This is a genomic window from Halorubrum sp. Atlit-28R, from assembly GCF_003665955.1.
GTDB classification, from domain to species: domain Archaea; phylum Halobacteriota; class Halobacteria; order Halobacteriales; family Haloferacaceae; genus Halorubrum; species Halorubrum tropicale.
In genome coordinates this window covers 243534-262486 of sequence record NZ_QPLS01000006.1, presented here as the reverse complement: position 1 = coordinate 262486, position 18953 = coordinate 243534, and the positions used below count along the sequence as shown (strand labels likewise).

Below are 18953 nucleotides of genomic sequence, written 5' to 3'. Positions count from 1 at the left end.
CGTTGAGTCGGCTTGTTTCCATCAACATTGTCAAGCGCCTCTTGGAGTTCTTCGACGGAGATCTCGTTGAGGTGATCCATTACAGGCAACATATCTCTCTGAGTAAAAAGTTCTACCGACTACTATAGGTCGCGCCTTCGGAATCACTCAGCAATCGGTTCAGCAGGCGATGGATGAGTTAGAAATTACGGTGCGGACGGGTCGAGAGAAATCCACCGCCGTCGGGCGAAATCAAAAACTCCTTGCGGACTTCGAGGAGGAGGACCCCGCAGGACTTGAGGACTTCATCTGAGGGGCGGCCCGCCTCTTACTTCATTTAAGTACCATAGTAGACGTTAGTTCATATACCTGGGGCGGCGGTGAAGTACGTCCGAGCGGAGGCGGAGCGGTGCGGGAGATTACTGCGGTGAGAGTGAGGGCCGTTGAAGGGCCACGAACGTGACGGATTTTTACGTATTCAAATCGGCATAGCCGCGGCTCCGTCGTATTTGATGTACGAAAAACGAGTCGCAGAAAAGCGTGTGTGGGGCGGACGGAACCACCCAACTGCGGACTGCGGACTCAAACATGAGCGCAGGGACCCAACACCTGCGGATGCCGAACGACGGCATCGGACGGGGGCGGTCATCGAGCACCAATCTCTCGCCCTCAGTGGTCAACACGTCGAGCACCACGTATAAAGCGGGGCGCGCTTATTCTCCGTCGCTCTCCTCCTTCTCCTTTAGGTACTCCCGATGTTCCTTGATTACCGATAAGAACTCCTCAGCCTCCTCCTCACCGAAATCAAACTCCCGCTCATCTACGTCCCCGCGGGGGTCAACGTAACTGGCGGAGAACCGATATTTGCCCTTGAGTTGGTTGAATACGTCGTATAAATCGGAGTTTCCTGGCCCCATATTAACGAGGTCCGAATATCGGGCTTGCACGTCCCCGTGGGTTTCCGCGGACCACCCCATGAAAATCACTTCAATCTTCATCATCCGCTCCGCCGCGTGGAAGGCATTTTCAACGAACGCCCGCCATAACTCGTTCTTCTCGGCGTACTCCGCCGCTTCGATGAATTGGTCCGCCGCCTCTAATAGCGGCTCTTGGTACGAGCGGTTTTTCCTGAAATCGAAGTTGAATATCCATCCAACCGCTTCGTTCCTTGCGACCGTCACATGGCCGTAATCCTCTTGCTCATCATCTAGTATCACCTCCTCGAACCCGTCGATTTGGTCCGCGTGGATGGGGTCCCCTGCTTCTACTGATTCACCCTCTTTCAGGCGGACCATCATCTTGATTTCAGCATCATCGTTCACCCGCACCTCAACATCCGAATCATCGGAATCCAAATCCTCGAACTGCGAAAGAGCAAACGGACTTTTCAAGAATACTTGGCCCTTTCTGAAATCCTCACGCTCTAATCCTTTCTCCTCTAGCGCGTCGTCAAACCATAGGTCAAAGGTGTTCTCTAGAAAGTTCTCCACGAACTCATCTGAGAACTCGATGTCATCTGACATAGTGGCCATTCATATTTCGGTTCCATATCAATTTCGGCGGGCTTCGAGCGGGAGAAGATATTTGACTAGGAAACTAGAATTAGTTATTGCAAAGTCCATGACGGCGCGCCCCCGCGTTCACGCCGCGACCGAACCCAGTTTTCCCGTTCGATACTTACCCGTATCTAGCGGCGAAAACTCCAAGACGGCGCGGCCTCGGGGCGTGGTTACGAGCCGTTCACTACATGGTCGTATAAGCGGCGCGCCGGTGCGCTTCGGGTCCGTGTCCTCGTCGTCGAACGACCGCCACTCGGGGCCGTGGTCGATCCGGTCCGCCTCGACGACCAGCCCGCAGTCGGCGCAGACGCGCTCCGCGTCCTCGACGCGCGTGCGGCCGTCGCACTCCGGACACGTCTCGCGGTCGCCGGTCTCGTTGGCCGTCCGACTCCCGTCGCCGGTCGGGCTCCGCTCCGCGACGGCGGCGCGGTCGGCGGTCGCCGCGCGGTCCGTCGTCGCGGCGTCGTCGGTCTCGGTCCGGGGCGAACGAACGCGGGTGGAGCGTGCGTCACTCATCACACGTCGAACTCCGGCCCGATGCCTTACTTAAACCCGGGCGAATCGGCGGTCGATCGGCCGGATCGGCGCCGCCGAACCGACCGGTTATCGGTCGGTGATCGCGCGGCCGACGGCGCCGCAGTACGGTGGTTTTAACCCGCCGCCCGCGCCATCACCTCGCATGACGCTGTCGGAGATCGCGGCGGGGGTCGAGGTCACCTCCCGCCAGCGCGATCGGGGCGTGGCCCTCGCGGACGACACGGAGACGCCGCTCGTCGACCGCCTGTCGGCCCACGCCGACGCGCTCCCGTGTACGCCCGAGGCGACCGCCACGCTCGTCGACGCCTACACCGCCGGCCGGAGCGTCGGCGACGCGGCCCGCGAGGCGGGCGTCTCCCCGATGACCGCCGCGAAGGCGCTCCACCGGTGCGGCGTCGCCGGCGTCTGCCCGCTCTCGCCGACCGGCCGCGACGTGGTCCGCGACTGGCTCGCCGGCCGGACCTCGCGCAGCGAGGCCGTCGAACTCGCCGGCGGCGACGAGGCGGACTTCGCGCTGGCGACGTACGTCGAGACCCACGACCCCGTCGAGCCCCTCGCGGAGGCGGTCGACGCGCAGGTCGCCGGGTCGGCGCCGCTCGGCGACGGCCTCGGCGCCGACGACCCACTCGGCGACGCGCTCGGCTCGACCGACGGGCTCCGCTGAACCGCGGCTCTTCCTCAACTCGTCTCAGGGCGTGAACCGCTCGACGAGCCCCGGCTCCGGGAACTCCACGCCGAGCGACGCGTCGAACGCCGCCTCGTAGGCGGTCGCGACCGCCCGCGCGTACGCGCCGTCCCCTGTCGCCGCCGTCGGCGCGGCCGCCACGTCCGGATCGGTCGCCGGCACGCGAACGACGCCGGACTCGCTCCCGTCGTCCTCGTCGTCTCCGGACCCCGCCCGTTCGACGGCGAGCGTCGCGTCGAGGCCCCCGCCAACGTCGGCGACGCGCCCGCGGAGCCGCTGGGCCGCGTCGCGCCCGTGGGCCGTCGCCGGCCTGACCGCGACCGCGCGGTCGGCGGTCGTCGCGGCCGCGACCGCCTCGTTCGACCCGACCGGCGCGGCGTCGACGACCACCGCGTCGTACGTCGCCGCCGCCTCGTCGATCCGGCGCTCCAGCTTCCGGGCCGCCTCCGCCGTCTTCGCCCGCGCGACCCGCTCGAAGGGGGCCCGCGCCGGCACCGCGTCGACGCGCCCGGGGAGGTCCGTCGCGTTCCCCCCGTCGTCGCCGGAGTCGCCGACCCCGGGACGCTCGGCGGCCGCACCGGCGCCGGCGATCGGGTACGCCGCCGCCGACAGCGCCGCGTCCGGGTCGTCGGTGAGGAGCGCGGTGAGGTCGGGGTCGATCCGCCCGGTCACGTACTCCGAGAGTCCCTGGGTCGTGAACGCGGCGTCGACGACCGCGACCTCGGCCCCGTCGCGCGCGCCCATCGCCGCCAGCTCGACAGCCGTCCGCGTCGTCCCCGCGCCGCCGGTCGCCCCGACCAGCGCGAGCGTCGTCGCGTTCATACGCCGCCCTCGCTGGAGGTCGCTTGTAAAAATCGCGAAGCCGGGCCGCGGTTCGCCGGACCGCGGTGCGGCTCGTCCCCTTACTCCGCCATCGCGGTCGCGACCTCGTCGGCGACGGCGTCGAGCTCGTCGTCCGAGAGGTCGGGGCGGGCGCCCGCCACCGCGTGGATCGCCGTGCCGCCGTCGCCCTCGAACCGCGGGACGATATGGACGTGGACGTGCGGGACCTCCTGGCCGGCCGCCTCGCCGTCGTTGACGCCGACGTTGGCGCCGTCCGCGTCGACCGCCGCCTCGATCCGGGGCGTGAGCGCCGCGACCGCGTCGAACAGGTCGCTCGCGAGGTCGGCGTCGAGGTCGCCGACGTGCCGGGCGTGCGACTTGGGGATCACCAGCGTGTGGCCGCGCGCGAGGGGGTTGGCGTCGAGGAACGCCAGCACGGCGTCGGTCTCGTGGACGGTCCGCGCCGGGATGTCGCCGGCGACGATCGAACAGAAGATACAGTCGTCGGACATGGCCGACCGATCGCTCGGCGCTCTCATCAAGGTTTCCCGCGGCGGCGGGCGTGGGGCGGTCCGCCCACTCCCCGCCGCCAACGGACCTATATCCGCCGCGCCGAAACGGGCGGTATGGACGACCGGCTCGAACGCGTCATCCGCCAGCAGCTCCGGAAGGCGGGCAAGCAGTTCGAGGAGGCCAGACGCGCCTACGCCGAGGGGCGCGACGACCCGGAGGGCAGCGCGGCCGCCGCGGCGCGGTTCGGTCTGCCGACGGACGACGCCGGGCGCGCCCGAATCGTCTGCCGCCGCCACGCCGAGCGCCGGACCGTGCCGGTCGACGACGAGGGGCGTCCCGCCTGCTTCGAGTCCGGACACCCCGACTGCGAGGGCTGCGCGGAGGACGTCCGCGACGGGTTCGTCGAGACGTGGTGAGCGCCGGGACCGGCGGTACGCCCGGGCCGTCGCGCCGCGTCCCGCCCGAAGGGGTTTGTTCCCCGGCGCCGTGGTGCGGCGCATGAACCGGGTCGGCGCGGTCGTCGCGCTCCTCGCCGTCGTCGGGGTCGGGCTCGCCCTCTCCGGGGCCTTCGCGGGCGTCGCCGATGAGCCGCGGGCGGACGACGTCGCGGACGACCGGCTCATCGAGGTCGACGGCGACTACCGGCTCTGGCCGTACACGAGCCGGAGCCGGACGGTCGAGGGGCGGACCCTCGCGATCAACGTCGTCTTCCACGCCGACGCCGAGGCGACCCGGGCCGCCATCGAGGGCGACCCGGGCACCGACTGGGAGGAGACGCCCCCGGACGAGGCCGCGGCGACCGCCGGCGACGACGACCAGCTCCGCGAGGTCGTAGGGCGCGACTGGCGGGACGCCCGCGGCTCGCTCCGCTACTCCTACGTCGAGGGGCCGGACGGCGGCGCGTGGCTCGCCGAGACGTTCGAGCTCCACGACGGGCGGTACCTCGGCGTCCGCGACCACCTCCGCGCGTACGAGTCGCCCGACGGCGCCTACACCGCGATCCAGGCCCACGAGGAGTACTACGACTGGTTCCGGCTCCGCCACACGGTCCCCGACATCGACGCGCCCGCGACGCGGCTGGAGGACGAGTTCGTCGAGTCGAGCCGCGCGACCGACGTGCGCCGCGAGTACCGCGGCATCGACGGCGGGCGCAGCGACGGCTGGCTCTCCGTGATCGAGCTGGCGGCGACCGCGGCCCTCGCCGGGGCGCTGCTCCGCCGGCGCACCCGCGAGGCGGCCGTCGACCTCCTCGGCCGGCTGCGGACCGACGCGCGGCGACACGCCGCGGCCGCGACGCTCGGGGTCGCGCTCGGTGCCGTCCTCGTCGGCGTCCGCGTCGCGGGCGTGGCGCTGGAGACGACGTTCCCGGCCGTGTCGCCGAAGGCCATCGCGGCCCCGCTGTACCTCGTCCTCGCGGCCGGGCTGCCCGCCCTGGTCGCCCGGCGCGCGCCGCGGTCCGACCCGGCGGCCGCCGCCGCGGCCGTCGTCGTCGGCCTCGGCGCCGGCTTCCTCGCCGACTTCGCGGCGCTCGGGGTGACCGTTCCCCCCGACCTCATCGTCCACCGGGTGGCGCTGCTGGCCGCGCTCGCCGTGGTCGCGATCGGGCGGGCGACGGCCGACCGACCCGTCGCCGTCGCCGGGCTGTCGGCGTGGGCCGTCGGCCTGGCGCTCCCGCTGGCGGACCTGATCTGAGGGCGTCACGGACGCTCGCGGCGCCCAGCGCCCTCGACGCGACCTCTCGGCGCGCCGACAGCACAGAAGAGATATATCCGGTGGCGGAAAACAGGGGGAGACGAACCGATGGCGCGACCGATCAGCCGACGAGCCGCGCTCACCGGACTCGGCCTCGCGGCCGCCAGCGCCGGCTGTCTCGGTCGCACGGAGAACATCGCCGGACGGGACCCCCACTCGCAGCTGACCCTGGAGATCAACACCACGCCCGCGGACGCGGACCCGAACGGCATCCGCATCGCGAGGCAGCTCGAGGAGCACCTGACCGCCGTCGGCGTCGACGTCCGACTCAACACCGTCGGACAGACCGACCTCTGGCGGAAGGTGCTGATAAACCAGAACTTCGACGTCTACGTCGGGCAGTTCGTGGAGACGGACCCCTTCGACCCGGACGCGCTGTACGGGCTGACCCACTCGCGGTTCGTCGCGGAGCCGGGGTGGCAGAACCCGTTCGGGCTCACGGAGATCGCGGTCGACGACCTGCTGGAGCGACAGCGCCGAGCGACCGCCGACGAACGGAGCGACGCCGTCGCCGCGCTCCAGGAGACGGTGTGCGACCTCCAGCCCTTCTCCGTCGTCGCGTTCCCCGACGCCCTCACCGCAGTCCAAGGGGACCGCTTCGAGGGCTGGACGGAGGACCGCCAGCCGGTGTCGGTCTCCGGACTGCTCGGCCTGGACCCCGCGCCCCCGGAGGACGGATCGGCCGGCGACGGCGACGCGACCGGCGGCAACGCGACGGCCGCGGACGCCGACGACGAGTCCGAGCGCGTGCTCCGGCTCGTGACGACCGACGACCGGATCACGCAGAACTGGAACCCGATCGCGGCCGAGTTCCGGCGGCACGGCACGTTCACCGGGCTGCTGTACGACCCGCTCGTCCGCGCGGACGGGGAGTCGATCCTCCCGTGGCTGGCGGCCGACTGGGAGCGGGTCGACGCGACCGCCGTCGACGTCACGCTCCGCGACGCCCGGTGGCACGACGGCGAGCCCGTGACGGCGGACGACGTCGCGTTCACCTACCGGTTCCTCCGCGACACCTCGCTGGGGAGCGTCGAGACCTCGGTGCCGACGCCGCGGTTCCGCGGGCGGAGCTCCCTCGTCGAGGACGAGCGCGCCCTCGACGACGCGACCGTCCGGCTCACGCTGCCCGAGGTCAACGACCGGGTCGCCGCCCGGGCGCTTCAGGTGCCGGTCCTCCCGGAACACGTCTGGGCCGACCGGACCGAGGCGGCGACGATCGCCGGCTTCGAGTTCGACTTCGAGACGACGGAGGCGGTGGTCTCGAACAACCCCGACCCGGTCGGGAGCGGCCCGCTCCGCTTCGTCGAGGCGACCGCGGAGGAGTCGGTCGTCTTCGAACGGAACCCCGACCACTTCCTCGTCCGCCCGGCGCCGGACGCCGACGACGAGACGGCGGCCCCCCGCGCGGGGATCCCGTCGCGGTACCACGGGAAGCCGGCCTTCGACCGGCTCCGCGTCGAGGTGCTCCCGTCGGACATCTCGGCCGTGGAGGCGGTCGCCGAGGGGCTCGCGGACGCGACCGCCGCGAACCTCGGCCCGGCGTCCGTCCCGCGGATCGGCCGCTCGGACGCCGCCAGGCTCGTGAGCGGCCGGTCGGCGGCGTTCTACCACGTCGGCTACAACGCGCGGCGGAGCCCGCTGTCGAACCCCCGATTCCGGGCGGTCGTCGCCCGGCTGATCGACAAGGCCGCGCTCGTCGACGGGGCGTTCGACGGGTACGCGAAGGCGGCCGCGTCGCCGCTGGCGGCGTCGCCCGACGCGGTGCCGCAGTCGCTCGCGTGGACCGACGGGACCGACCCCGTCCACCCGTTCTTCGACGACGACGGGTCGCTGGACGTCGCGGCCGCCCGCGAGGCGTTCCGCGAGATCGGGTATCGCTTCGACGACGAGGGGCGGCTGCTCTCGCGGGGCCAATGACGCCGTTCCTCTCGGTCGTCGCGTCGGTCGTCGCGTGGGTCGGGGCGATGCTCGCCGCCGCGTCGCTCGCGGTGGTCGGTCCCGCCCGGCTCCGGGCGGCGTGGCGCGGGCTCCGCGACCGGATCTGGGACGCCCGTCGGGCGATCGCGCTCGTCTGCGTGGTGCTGCTCGCCAGCGCCGTCGGCCGGGGCTCGCTCCAGACCGTCTCCAGGCTGTTCGGCGTTCAGGCGACGGCGCTCATCTACGCGCTGGAGGGCGGGTTCGTCGCGTGGGTCCAGGCGACGTTCGCGACCCCCGCGCTGACCGCGTACTTCTCGTGGGTGTACGTGTACGGCTACGCCTTCCTCCTCTCGTTCCCGGTGATCGCGTACCTCGCGCTCCCGCGGACGACGGCGCTCAGGCGGCTCCTCGTCGCCTACGCGCTCAACTACGGGATCGGGTTGGCGCTGTACACCCTCGTGTTCGCCTACGGTCCGCGGAACGTGATACCCGACATGGTGACGCCGCTCCTGTTCACCAACCAGCCCGACGTGATGCGCCTCGCGAGCGAGGTGAACGTGAACACGAACGTCTTCCCGTCGCTCCACACGTCGCTGGCGGTCACCGTGGGGACGTTCGCGGTCCTGACCCGCGAGGCGTTCCCGCGGTGGACGCCGCTGGCGGTCCCGCTCTCGCTGTCGGTCGTCGTCGCGACCATGTACCTCGGGATCCACTGGCTCACCGACGTCGTCGCCGGGTTCGCGCTCGCGTTCGGCTGCGTCGCGCTCGCGTTCCGCCTCGTGGACCCGCGGAGCGACCCCGTCGAGTCGCGGAGCGACGCGAGCGAGGACCGGTCCGAGGCCGGCGCGGGCGACTGACCGCCCGTTCCGGCGTCCCGTCGGCGCGGCGATCTCGTCCCGATCAGACGCCCTCGACAAGCCGTTCGAGCTGTTCGGGCGGGACCGCGCCCCGGGCGGCGTGGCCGTCGTACGCGAACGTCGGGACGCCGGAGACCCCCCGGCGCCGCGCGGCGTCGAACATGTCGGTCACGCGCTCGCGGAGGTCGTCGTCGCCGAGCGCCTCGTCGACGACGCCCGCGTCGAGCCCCTCGACCTCCGCCGCGATGTCGGCCAGCACGTCGCGGTCGCCGATGTCCCGGCCCTCAAGCCACAGCGCGTCGAAGACGGCCTCGTCGAACGCGAGCCACGCGTCCGGCGCGGTCTCGCGCACGCGGACCGAGACGACCTGCGCGGGCAGCGAGTCGACCTCGGTCGCGAGTTCGAGCTCCATCTCGTCGGCGCCGTACTCCGCTTGGAGGCGCCGGACGTTCTCGCGGGCCTGCTCGTAGTACTCGTCGCCTTTCCCGGTGTCGGCGTCGTGGTCGATCTCGCCGTCCGGCCCGCGCTGTCCCGCGCGGAGGTCGAACGGGTGCCAGTCGATCCCGAGCGGCTCCTCGCGCGTCTCCTGATACCGCGAGAGCGACCGCCGACCGAGGTAGCAGAACGGACAGACGTAGTCGGAGTAGACGGTGATCGCCTCGCGCTCGTCGGCGCCGGCCGCGGCGTCGGAGTCGGTTGCCATGCCCGCCGGTACGCCGCGGAGCCGAAAAGGCCGTTCGGCGACGGCAGGCGCCGACGAGCGCGCGCGACCAGATCACCACCAATTAATATAACTACGTTGTATCACCGCGTATGCCCGAGTACGACCCGGTCGACCCGCCGGTCGCGCTGACGGTCGCCGGCAGCGACAGCGGCGGCGGCGCGGGGATCCAGGCCGACCTGACCGCGATGACCGCCCACGGCGTCTTCGGCGCCTCGGTCGTGACGGCGACGACCGCCCAGAACACCCGCGGCGTCGCGGACGTGAACCCGCTCCCGGCCGACCACGTCGCGAGCCAGTACGCGGCGGTCGCCGACGACTTCGACGTGCGCGCGGTCAAGACGGGGATGCTCGCGACCGCAGGGATCGTCGAGACGGTGACCGAGGCGGTCGCGGACGCCGACGTTCCCCTCGTCGTCGACCCCGTGATGGTCGCGGCCACCGGCGACCGCCTGCTCTCGCCCGCGGCCGAGGCGGCCTACGAGGACCTGGTCGCGGCCGCGACGCTCGTCACGCCGAACGCGGACGAGGCCGCGGTGCTGACCGGCGACCCGGTCGAGACGCCGGCCGACGCCGCGGCGGCCGGGCGCGAGGTGGTCGCGCTCGGCGCGGACGCGGCGCTGGTGAAGGGCGGACACCTGACGGGCGGAGACGGCGGCGACACCGTCGTCGACACCCTCGTCCGCGCCGAGGAGGAGGGCGAGTCCGGGGTCGCGGTCGACCGCTTCGAGACGCCGCGGGTCGACACCGCGGCGACGCACGGCTCCGGCTGCGCGCTGTCGAGCGCGATCGCGGCGCGGCTGGCGCGGGGCGAATCGGTTCGCGAGGCGGTCGAGGCCGCGGTCGAGGGGATGACCGAGGCGGTCCGGCGCGGCTACGACGTGGGCGAGGGGCCCGGCGCGGTCAACCCGACCGTGCTGGGCGCTGAGTGAGGGTCGCCCGCTCGGACCCGGGCGATCACAGGTACGCCAGCGGGACCATCAGCGCGACGCCGAGCGCGATCCCGCCGACGAGGACCGGTTTGCCGCCCCGCGGGAGGTCGGCGCCCGTTTCGAGCGCCTCGGGGACGAACTCGGTGAGCACGAGGTAGATCATCGCGCCCGCCGCGAAGCCGAAGCCGTACGGCAGGAACTCGCGGGCGTACCGCACGAACGCGAACGCGATCACCGCCCCGATCGGCTGCGGGAGGCTGGAAAACACCGACCACCACACCATCTTCCACTTCGAGACGCCCATCGACCGCAGCGGGATCGAGATGGCCGTCCCCTCGGGGACGTTGTGGATCGAGATGGCGACGGTCATGAACACGGCCAACAGCGGGACGGTGAAGCCGAACAGCTCCGTTCCGCCCTCGAGTCCGAGGTCCGCGAAGGAGACGCCGACCGCGATCCCCTCGGGGAAGCTGTGGACCGTCAGCACGCCGAGGATCAGGATCAGCTTCTTGAAGTCCGCCTCCGCGTACTCCCGCGGATCGATGTCGGCGTCCAGCAGCACCTCGTGGGCGAGGACGACGAGGACGACCCCCGCGAGCATCCCGACGCCGATCTCGACGACGGTCCCCTCCGCGAGCCCCTCCTGAACGAGGCCGAACAGCGACGCCGCGAGCATGATCCCCGACGCGAAGCCCCACAGGGCCACGTTCCCGCGGTCGCTGATCGTCTCGAAGAAGAAGAACGGGAGCGCGCCGATCCCGGTCGCCAGCGCCGTGATCACCCCGGCGACGAACACGAACGCGTAGGCGTCGATAGCGGCCATTCCGTGTCGAGACTACGACGCTCCCGGTGATAATTCCGCGGGACGCCCCCACGATCCGGGAATCGGTCGCCCGCCGGGCCCGGTCCGATCACCCGAGCCCGCGGATCGTGGCGGCGAGGAACGCGAGCAGCAGCAGCGCGACGAAGAGCAGCAGCGCGGTGAGCTTGATCCCGATCGCCGGTCGCAGCGCGCACGGTCTCCTCCCACGCTCCTCTCTGGTCCGCTGCGAGCGGTTCGGCGCGTCCATGATCACGTCCCGTTCGATCGGTCGGACGCGGGCCGCGGATCGGCGTCGAACGCGTTCGCCGGGGCCGAGACCGCCGTCGAGTTCTCCGCGCCGCTCGACTCGTCCGTCGACCGCTCGCCGGTCTCCGACGGTTCCGTGCCCGTTTCGTTCGGGCTCGACTCGCCGCCGTCCGCGGGCGACGAGGCGTTACCGCCCGCGGTCGATGCCGTCTCTGGCGGGCTCGATGCGTTCCCGTCCCCCGGCACCGAAGCGCCGTCACCGTCGGGCGCAGAGGCGTTACCGTCTGTGGACGGTGCCGTTTCGCTCGGGCTCGACGTGTTGCCGTCGCTCGGGCTCGACGTGTTGCCGTCGCTCGGGCTCGACGTGTTGCCGTCGCTCGGGCTCGACGTGTTGCCGTCGCTCGGGCTCGACGTGTTGCCGTCGCTCGGGCTCGACGTGTTGCCGTCGCTCGGGCTCGACGTGTTGCCGTCGCTCGGGCTCGACGTGTTGCCGTCGCTCGGGCTCGACGTGTTGCCGTCGCTCGGGCTCGACGTGTTGCCGTCGGGAGGCGCCGAGACGTTCTCGCCCGGGCCGGCGGCGGTCGCCGTCGGCGCGGTTCCGTTCACCTCGGCCGTTCCGTTCGCGACGGCCGCGACGGCGAACCCCTCGCCGGCGGACTCGTCTATCTGCCGGAGTTCGTCCGGCGTCTCGAACGTCGTCGTCACGGTGGCGTTCGCGGTGAGGACCGCGATCGTGGCCCCCCCGGCGAACGCGACGCCCCACACCAACACGGCGAGGGCGACGAGCGCGACCAGTCCGCGGTTCGCGGTCATCTGTCCGCCTCCGCGGCGCCGTCCGCCGGCGCCGGCGTCGTCGCGGGAACCCCCCGATCCGGGTCGTCGATTGCGTCGACGTCGGCCTCCCCGGCGTCGGTCGCCGCCGGGTCAGTGCCCCCGTCGGTCTCGGACACGCCGCCGTCGGCGGCCGGGGCCGGCGCGTCGGTCTCCGCCGACGCCGCGCCCGAGCCGCTCCGGTCGAGGACGCCGCTCGCCGGGATCCACGCAGCGAGCGCGCCCAGCAGGAGCGTCGCGGCCGCGACCGCCACCGCGATGGCGACGGCGGTGCGCAGCTCGAACGCGACGTAAATCGCGTACGGGGTGACCGCGGCCAGCACCGCCGCCGCGCCCCCGACCGCGTCGACCGAGACGCCGCCGGAACCGCCCGCGGCGTCCGCCGTCGGGGCGGCGTCGGACTCGGTCGCGGGCTCGGGCCCGACCGACTCGGCGCCCGTGTCGTCGTCCGGCTCTCCGACCGGCTCGGCGGTCGTCGGGGTCCGTCCCTCGGACTCGCTGCGGCCGCGGACGATCGACCAGACCTCGGTGGCCGCGAGCAGGCCGAAGGGGAGCATGACCAGCGCGACGAACCCGACGCGCGTGCCCGCGAACTGAATCACGTAGCCGATCCACGGGATCGTCAGCGCCACGACGCCGACGATGTTCCCGGCCGGGACGAGCCCCGGATCCGGCCCCTCGTTGGCGTCGCCCATCGTCTCGAACGCGAGCGCCGCTCCCTCGCCGCTCACGCCGATCACCCGATGCGTCACCGGCACGTCGCTCGTGCCGCGGACGAACGTGATCACGTCGCCCTCGGCGATCGCGGTCGGGTCGCGCTCGGCGACGATGACCACGTCGCCCGGCGCGATGGCGGGCGTCATGCTCGCCGTGAGCACCACGAAGCTCTCGTCGGCGCCGACGACCTCGGGGACCGCGAACACCGCGAACGGCGCGACGACCGCGATCAGCAGGACGATCCCGAGTACGTTCGCCGCGCGCTTCGCCCGCCGTGATGTGAGTAGTTGTGTCATCAGTTCGCCTCCGTGCCGCACAGCGGCTCGCCGTCCGTGGTCGTTCCACCCACGATCTCGAACTCGTCGGCGGGGCCGAACCGCATCCCGACCGCGAGCGGCTCCGAACAGCTCACGTGGATGGGTATCGTCGCTCCGCCGTCGACCGCGATTTCGATCTCCGGCCCGAGTCTGTCCGCCGGGCCGCCGCCGTTGGTGTTGCCGTTCTTACCCTTCCGAGTCACATCGCTCCCGTCGAGCGTGAACGCGTCTCCGTCGGTGACCCTGCCCGCGAAGAGCGTCCCGCTCGTGCCGCCCTTCGTCGAGACGACCGCGATCGACTGCTCGTCGCTGCCACGGTAGCCGATGTCGAGCGACGCGAGCGAGACTGCTTCGTCGTCGCAGACGACGCAGTCGCCCCCGCCGCCCGTCTCGACGGTGTCGCTACAGACGCCGATCGTGACGTTGCTGACTCCGTACCGCGTGCCGTTTTTGGGATTCACTGGCGCGAACACGATCCCGTCCGTCTCCGGGTCGACCGGGTCGACCGCGACGGGGTCCGGGTCGCGGTCCGGGCCGCCCTTGACCGCCACCGTACACATGTCCGGTCCCGAGTCGCCGTCGGCGTCTCGGAGCCGGAACGCGACGCCGACGACCTCGCCGTCGTCCTTCGTCTCGACGCCCGTGATCTCGATCTGGTGGGGCCTCGCGCCGTCGAGCAGCATCTCCAGCGGGAGCACGTCGCCCACCGCGGTCGACGCGCCGAAGTCCGCCTTGCCGAACGGGACGCACTCGGGGCAGTCCGTCTCCTCGCAGACGACGTCCGCGAAGGGGTTCCCCCCCGGCGCGTTCGCCTGCTCCTCAGAGACGTGGCGGCACTGCTCGGCGTACAGTCGGACGGTCAGGTCCGTCGCCTGCCCGCCCACGTCGGGCGAATCCGCCGGGAGGTACGGCGCGACCTCGACGACGATCGGGTCGCCGTCCGGGTCGAGGCAGCCGGCGTCGATCCGCACTCCGGTCGCGAGGTCGCGCTCGACCTCGGCGAGGGGGCGGTAGCCGTCCGTCACCGACTCGCCGTCGACGACGACCTCGACCTCCAGGGCGTTCCCGAGCGAGTCGCCGTCGGGGCAGTCCGTCGCGAGCCACACTCGCACGGGGTTCGCCGACGCCCCTACCTCGAACGTCTCGGGCTCGGGGCGGTCGGCGAACGTCGTCCGGTCGACCGCGAGCGGCCCGACGGTGACGACGCCGTTCGTCGGCGTGCCGTCGACCGTCAGCCCGACCTCGCCGGCGCCGAAGACGTTGTTCGCGAACGTCTCGCGGTCCGCGAGGTACGCGCCCGTGCCGATGCCGCTCGCCATCCCGACGGCGCCGACGCCGCCGATCCCGGCGAGCAGCCGGCGGCGGCTCAGCCCGCTCGGGCGCCGTCCGGCGCCGTCTCCGGGGGTCATTGCCCCACCTCGGCGGCGTCGCCGCCGGTCGCGTCGCTCATCGCGAAGGGGTTCCCCTCGGCCGAGCAGTCGTCGGCGGCGAACCGCACGTCGAAGTCGACGGCGCCGCCCTGTCCGGCGTTGCCGCCCTCGCCGTCGAACTCCCAGGTGAAGGTCAGGCAGCGGCGCTCCTCGGTCGTGAGACAGCCGTTCCCGAGCAGCGTTGGATCGAGTTCGATCCCCGTCGCCACCGGGGCGGCGCTGAGTTCCGCGAGCGTGCCGGCGGCGATCAGCTCGCCGTAGCCGGCGAAGTCGCTCTCGGCGCCCGCACACGCGCCGACGCCGAGGAGGCCGGTGTCGTACCGGACCTCCAGCCGGATGCGGTCGGCGAGCGCGCGGCTCGCGGCGTCCGCGTCGTCGAGGGCCGAGCCTATCTTCAGCCACACCCGGACGCCGTCGGGCGCCGCGCCGGCGGGGTCCTCTAAGCGGAGGCCCACGCTCGCGGTCCCGGCGTCGTGGGGGAGGGCGTTGTCGACGTCGACGAGACGGATTCCGGCCGCCTCGACGTCGTCTTCGGCGTCGGTCGGGCTTGAATCGACGACCGTCCCGTTCTCCGTGCGCCGCCAGCCGACGAGCAGGTCCCACGGCCGGTCCGTCTGCGCGTACGTGTAATCCGTGTACTCACCCCAGCTGTCCGTGCCCGTCGGTCGACCGGAGGCGGCCCCGAGGGCGGCGAAGCCGACGGCTCCGGCGCCCGCGAGTGCCTCCCGCCGCGTCAGTCCTGATTCCTTCTGTGTCATTATCTGTCGTCGCGGCTCCGAACGGCCGTGTCGTCGATACCCTCCCTACTCCCACCGTGCTCGTATGTATGCGCGTCCTACCCGTGCGGCCGGGGCTCCGTACCCCGACGGTACGGGTACCGTACCCGTCCGCGGTCGCTCGATCCGCTCGCCCGTCGGTCGGTCTCGCTCGACGGCGCCGCGGCGGGACCGAACCGCCGGATCAGGCCGTCTGGGACGGACCCGCGCCGTCGTTGTGCCGCGCCTGCTCGGTGTAGAAGCTCAGATCGAAGCCGAGCGTGTCGCCCTGGACCTCGTTGCCCACGTCGAGCGGGAGCTCCCATTCGAGCGCGACGCAGTGCATCACGCCGTCGCCGCGGAAGGCGTCGCGGTCCGGGTCGTCCGCCGGGTCCGAGAGCTCGTCGTACAGCGTCGAGCGGTTGCCGTCGAGCGGGATGCCGTTCCCGTCCGCCAGCTCGGCGAGGACGTTCGCGAGCGAATCCTCCATGATGATCTTCTCCTGCGTCGCCTGCGCCGCGAGGTTCCCGAACACCGTCGGGATGTTCAGCGGGTCGTCGAGGTCGTTGAAGAACGTCGAGTCACCGCCCGAGCCGCCGGCCGGGCCGGCCATCGCGAGCAGCGTGCTGGCGCTGCCGTTCACGTTGATCGTGAACACGTCGGTCGCCGGGCTCGGCGACGCCGCGCGGGCGTCGTCGGCCGCGCCGATGGGCGAGGAGAACTGGGTGCTGCCGGTCCCGTTGAACGACTCGCCGTCCGAGAGGACGATGTTGCGCTTGTCGGCGCTCGCGCGGCCGTTCGCGTCGAGCTCGCCCTGCGCGTCGTCGACGCCCTCACCGATGTAGGTGCCCGTCGCGATGCCGCCGCCAGCGAACGGGTTCGGGTCCCCGTCGCCGTCGAACGGGGTCGAACCAGCGCTGCCGCTCACAACGTTCGCGAGCTTCTGCCGCAGGCCCGACAGCGCGCCGTCGACCACGGACAGGTCGCTGGTCAGCGTCTGCAGGATGCCGGTCCGGGGTTCGTTATCGCCCTGCTTCTCGCCGTCGAAGTACGCCACGCCCACTTGCACGTCCGCGCCCGCGCTCTGTAGGAAGTCGATGAACTGCCGAGTGCCGAGCTCGACGAGGTCGATCTTCGTCGTCTCGGTGTAGTTGCTCCCGTTGATCGCGATCGGGTCGCTGCTGACCACGCCGCCGAACCGGTCGTACAGCATCGAGCCCGAGAAGTCGAGCGTCAGCATGATGTCGACCGGCCGCGCCGCGTCGTAGACGTTGTCGCAGTCCTCGTCGTACCAGAGCTTCGCGTTGATCGCGTCGCCGAGGTCGCCCATGTTGTCCGGGTCGACGATGAGCTCCGGCTCGGTGCCGGCGCCGCCATCGTCGTTGACGTTGGCCGCCTGCATCCAGATGTAGCCTGGGTTGTCACAGAGGTGGAGCGAGAAGGTGATCTCGCCGGAGTCGCCGGGTTTCACGTCGGTGAGCTGGACCAGCGTCTCCATCTCCTCGCCCGTGACGGGGTCGACGTTGAAGTTCGCCTCCGAGAGCGGCGGGATGGTCTCGCAGTCCAGGATCGGGAGGTTCGCGCCGTTGCTGTCCTCGTCGTCCTCGTCCGGGAAGTCGCTGTACTTGAACACTTCGCCGTCGATCTCGATCGACTGCTCGCCGTCGCCGTCGTGGTCGGGGTGCGCGCTGACGAACTGGCGGCCGTCGCCGAAGTCGTAGGTCTGTTGCCAGTCGACGAGCAGGTCGAGCTGCCCGGCGGTCAGCTGGTTGCCCTCGAACGACTCGGTGTCGTTGAAGTACGCCGTGGTGCCGAGGCCCGCACCGGCCGAGGCGACGCCGACCGCGCCGAGGCCGGCCAGCACGGTTCGCCGCGACAGTCCGATCGTGTCGATGTTTTCCTTGTCGTTCATGATTGTGATTCCCCGAAGGGAGTCCCACCGACGGAGTCGAACCGTCGTCCCGGCCGCCCGCGCGGGTCCGGAATGGGTGGTGGTCGGTCGGACGGGCGCCGTCGCGCCCGCCGCGTCACGCGCCGATCAGACGGTGATGGTCCCCGACGCGTCGGTGACGTTGTCGATTGCCGCGCGCCCGTCGTTCGAGCTGTTCGACGACGCGACCCCCTCGCCGCCGTCGCTGGCGAAGACCTCGTTGACCACGAACTGCGTCGGGACGCTCGACAGCGCCGGCAGGCCGCTCGTCCAGTCGATGACGAACGTGTAGGTCAGCCGGTCGGCGCTCTCGACCGCGAGGAAGCCGGGCGCGTCCTCCGCGGCGGTGTCGGTGCGGTTGTTGGTCCCGCCCGTGCCGGTGTTGCGCCGGATGTAGCCGCCGTCGCCGCTCGCGCCGCTCGTGCTGTTCGCGATGCCCGCGGACCGGGCCCCGGAGCTCGCGCTGCCGAAGCCGAACCGGAAGTCGTCGTTCGGGCTCTCACCGAGCCCGTCGGTGTCGACGTCGAAGTTGGCCTCGACGACGTAGGAGTTCGGGTTGCTCGGCCACTCGCCGAGGCCGGAGCTGCCGCCGCCGTACATGTCGCCGTCGAGCTCCACCTGCACGACCGTGGTGGGGCCGCTGCTCACCCGCGCGGTGATCCAGTTACCCTCCGCGTCGCCCTGGCCGTCGCCGTCGCGGTCGACGCCCGTGTCGGCGTCCGTGGTCAGAACGGTGTCGAACTCGACGCAGGGGTTGTTCGTCCCGTCGTTGTGGCGGGCCTGTTCCGCGTAGAACTCGAAGTCGAAGGTGACCGAGTCCGTCTGGATCTCGTTGCCGACGCTGGTGGGGACGACCCACTCGAAGCAGACGCACTGCTCGGCGACGACCGGCTCGTCGCTCTCGTCGAACGGCGCCTCGACGCCCTCGAACGCGGGGCGGTTCGCCACCGGCGCGCTCGGGTCGCCGTCGCCGTACAGCGGGACGCCGGCGCGGAGCGCCAGCATCACGTCGCGGAGGGACCCGGAGACGATCTCGTTCCCGACCTCGCCGTCGGGGGTGCAGTACGAGACGCTGACTTCCATCGCGTCGGCGATCTCGCCCATCCCCGGGCCGGGGTCGCCGCCGGTCGAGTCGTCGTCCGCCTCGGGCTCGGTCTGGCCGTTCTCGTCGTTCGCCGTGAGCTCGCCGCACATCCACAGATACGCGGGATTGTCGACGATCGAGAAGCAGAACTCGCCCTCGCCGGAGTCGCCGGGCTTTAAGTCCTCCACGTCGATGCTGAGGGGCTCGCCCTCGCCGCCGCCGACGACGTTCCCGTTGATGAACGTCCCCTCGGGGGTGGCGTACTGCGCGAAGCTCCCCTGGTCCTCGGAGTAGTCGACGTGGACGAACAGGTCCAGCTCACCCGCCGTCAGCTCGTTGTTCTCGAACGTCTCGGTGTCGTTGAAGTACGCCGTGGTGCCGAGTCCGGCGCCGGCGGAGGCGACCCCGACCGCTCCGAGGCCGACCAGCATCTTGCGTCGCGAGAGTCCGATTGTCCTGCCGTTGTCGTTGTCTGCCATGATTGTTATTCCCCGAGGGGAGTCCCACCGACGGAGTCGAACCGCCGTCCCGGCCGCCCGCGCGGGT

At 71.3% G+C, this 18953-nt stretch carries 17 protein-coding genes and 2 pseudogenes; 6 read left to right on the top strand and 13 right to left on the bottom strand.

What is annotated here, in order from left to right; all coding sequences use genetic code 11:
* Nucleotides 1-692: 692 nt before the first annotated feature.
* Complete coding sequence (locus DVK06_RS11905) at nucleotides 693-1502, bottom strand: hypothetical protein (protein WP_121600402.1); 810 nt, start codon at nucleotides 1500-1502, stop codon at nucleotides 693-695.
* A gap of 186 nt (nucleotides 1503-1688) precedes the next feature.
* Nucleotides 1689-2054, bottom strand: a pseudogene (locus DVK06_RS11900) (TFIIB-type zinc ribbon-containing protein); the annotation flags it as partial.
* 163 nt (nucleotides 2055-2217) lie between these two features.
* On the opposite strand from DVK06_RS11900, the gene DVK06_RS11895 reads away from it, so the two are divergent.
* Entirely contained in the window at nucleotides 2218-2739 is a 522-nt protein-coding gene (locus DVK06_RS11895; RefSeq protein WP_121600400.1) for a hypothetical protein, read from the top strand.
* A 24-nt stretch (nucleotides 2740-2763) separates the two neighbouring features.
* Here DVK06_RS11895 and DVK06_RS11890 read toward each other — a convergent pair whose 3' ends face one another.
* Both DVK06_RS11890 and DVK06_RS11885 read right to left on the bottom strand, forming a co-directional pair.
* Nucleotides 2764-3582 carry a ParA family protein gene (locus DVK06_RS11890; protein WP_121600399.1) on the bottom strand — a complete coding sequence of 273 codons (819 nt, stop codon included), beginning with the start codon at nucleotides 3580-3582 and terminating at the stop codon, nucleotides 2764-2766.
* Between the two features lie 80 nt (nucleotides 3583-3662).
* Nucleotides 3663-4094 (bottom strand): HIT family protein, encoded by a 432-nt coding sequence (locus DVK06_RS11885; protein ID WP_121600398.1) that lies wholly within the window; start codon nucleotides 4092-4094, stop codon nucleotides 3663-3665.
* 114 nt (nucleotides 4095-4208) lie between these two features.
* On the opposite strand from DVK06_RS11885, the gene DVK06_RS11880 reads away from it, so the two are divergent.
* The 4 genes from DVK06_RS11880 (at nucleotide 4209) to DVK06_RS11865 (ending at nucleotide 8621) form a co-directional block, all read left to right on the top strand.
* Nucleotides 4209-4511 (top strand): hypothetical protein, encoded by a 303-nt coding sequence (locus tag DVK06_RS11880; RefSeq protein ID WP_053770196.1) that lies wholly within the window; start codon nucleotides 4209-4211, stop codon nucleotides 4509-4511.
* An 82-nt stretch (nucleotides 4512-4593) separates the two neighbouring features.
* The gene (locus DVK06_RS11875; protein ID WP_121600397.1) at nucleotides 4594-5787 is read left to right on the top strand and encodes a hypothetical protein; all 1194 of its coding nucleotides are present in this window, start codon (nucleotides 4594-4596) and stop codon (nucleotides 5785-5787) included.
* 108 nt (nucleotides 5788-5895) lie between these two features.
* Nucleotides 5896-7764, top strand: coding sequence for an ABC transporter substrate-binding protein (locus DVK06_RS11870; protein WP_121600396.1), 1869 nt, complete (start codon nucleotides 5896-5898; stop codon nucleotides 7762-7764).
* Nucleotides 7761-8621, top strand: coding sequence for a phosphatase PAP2 family protein (locus DVK06_RS11865; protein WP_121600395.1), 861 nt, complete (start codon nucleotides 7761-7763; stop codon nucleotides 8619-8621). Before DVK06_RS11870 ends, DVK06_RS11865 begins: the two co-directional genes overlap by 4 nt.
* 43 nt (nucleotides 8622-8664) lie before the next feature.
* Here the strand turns inward: DVK06_RS11865 and DVK06_RS11860 are convergent, their stop codons facing one another.
* Nucleotides 8665-9324 (bottom strand): DsbA family protein, encoded by a 660-nt coding sequence (locus DVK06_RS11860; RefSeq protein ID WP_121600394.1) that lies wholly within the window; start codon nucleotides 9322-9324, stop codon nucleotides 8665-8667.
* Nucleotides 9325-9434: 110 nt separating this feature from the next.
* On the opposite strand from DVK06_RS11860, the gene thiD reads away from it, so the two are divergent.
* Nucleotides 9435-10274, top strand: coding sequence for a bifunctional hydroxymethylpyrimidine kinase/phosphomethylpyrimidine kinase (gene thiD, locus DVK06_RS11855; RefSeq protein ID WP_121600393.1), 840 nt, complete (start codon nucleotides 9435-9437; stop codon nucleotides 10272-10274).
* 25 nt (nucleotides 10275-10299) lie between these two features.
* On the opposite strand, the gene DVK06_RS11850 is transcribed toward thiD, so the two are convergent.
* From DVK06_RS11850 to DVK06_RS11820, 8 genes and pseudogenes are all read right to left on the bottom strand, one after another.
* On the bottom strand, nucleotides 10300-11097 hold the full coding sequence (locus DVK06_RS11850; protein ID WP_121600392.1) for a ZIP family metal transporter: 798 nt from the start codon (nucleotides 11095-11097) through the stop codon (nucleotides 10300-10302).
* Between the two features lie 88 nt (nucleotides 11098-11185).
* A complete protein-coding gene (locus DVK06_RS18675) occupies nucleotides 11186-11344 on the bottom strand; it encodes a hypothetical protein (RefSeq protein WP_158600071.1) in 159 nt (52 codons plus the stop codon).
* Between the two features lie 2 nt (nucleotides 11345-11346).
* Nucleotides 11347-12156, bottom strand: a complete 810-nt coding sequence (locus tag DVK06_RS11845) for a hypothetical protein (RefSeq protein WP_121600391.1) — start codon at nucleotides 12154-12156, stop codon at nucleotides 11347-11349.
* Nucleotides 12153-13187, bottom strand: a complete 1035-nt coding sequence (locus DVK06_RS11840; RefSeq protein WP_121600407.1) for a signal peptidase I — start codon at nucleotides 13185-13187, stop codon at nucleotides 12153-12155. The genes DVK06_RS11845 and DVK06_RS11840 overlap by 4 nt, the downstream gene beginning before the upstream one ends.
* A gap of 368 nt (nucleotides 13188-13555) precedes the next feature.
* Nucleotides 13556-14617 (bottom strand): annotated as a pseudogene (locus DVK06_RS11835) (hypothetical protein); the annotation flags it as partial.
* On the bottom strand, nucleotides 14614-15396 hold the full coding sequence (locus DVK06_RS11830) for a hypothetical protein (RefSeq protein WP_053770186.1): 783 nt from the start codon (nucleotides 15394-15396) through the stop codon (nucleotides 14614-14616). The gene DVK06_RS11830 and the pseudogene DVK06_RS11835, both read right to left, overlap by 4 nt.
* Nucleotides 15397-15598: 202 nt before the next feature.
* Nucleotides 15599-17305 (bottom strand): vWA domain-containing protein, encoded by a 1707-nt coding sequence (locus DVK06_RS11825; RefSeq protein ID WP_121600389.1) that lies wholly within the window; start codon nucleotides 17303-17305, stop codon nucleotides 15599-15601.
* Nucleotides 17306-17431: 126 nt separating this feature from the next.
* Nucleotides 17432-18886: a SipW-dependent-type signal peptide-containing protein gene (locus DVK06_RS11820; RefSeq protein WP_053770966.1), complete on the bottom strand. Its 1455-nt coding sequence runs from the start codon at nucleotides 18884-18886 to the stop codon at nucleotides 17432-17434.
* Between the last annotated feature and the right edge of the window lie 67 nt (nucleotides 18887-18953).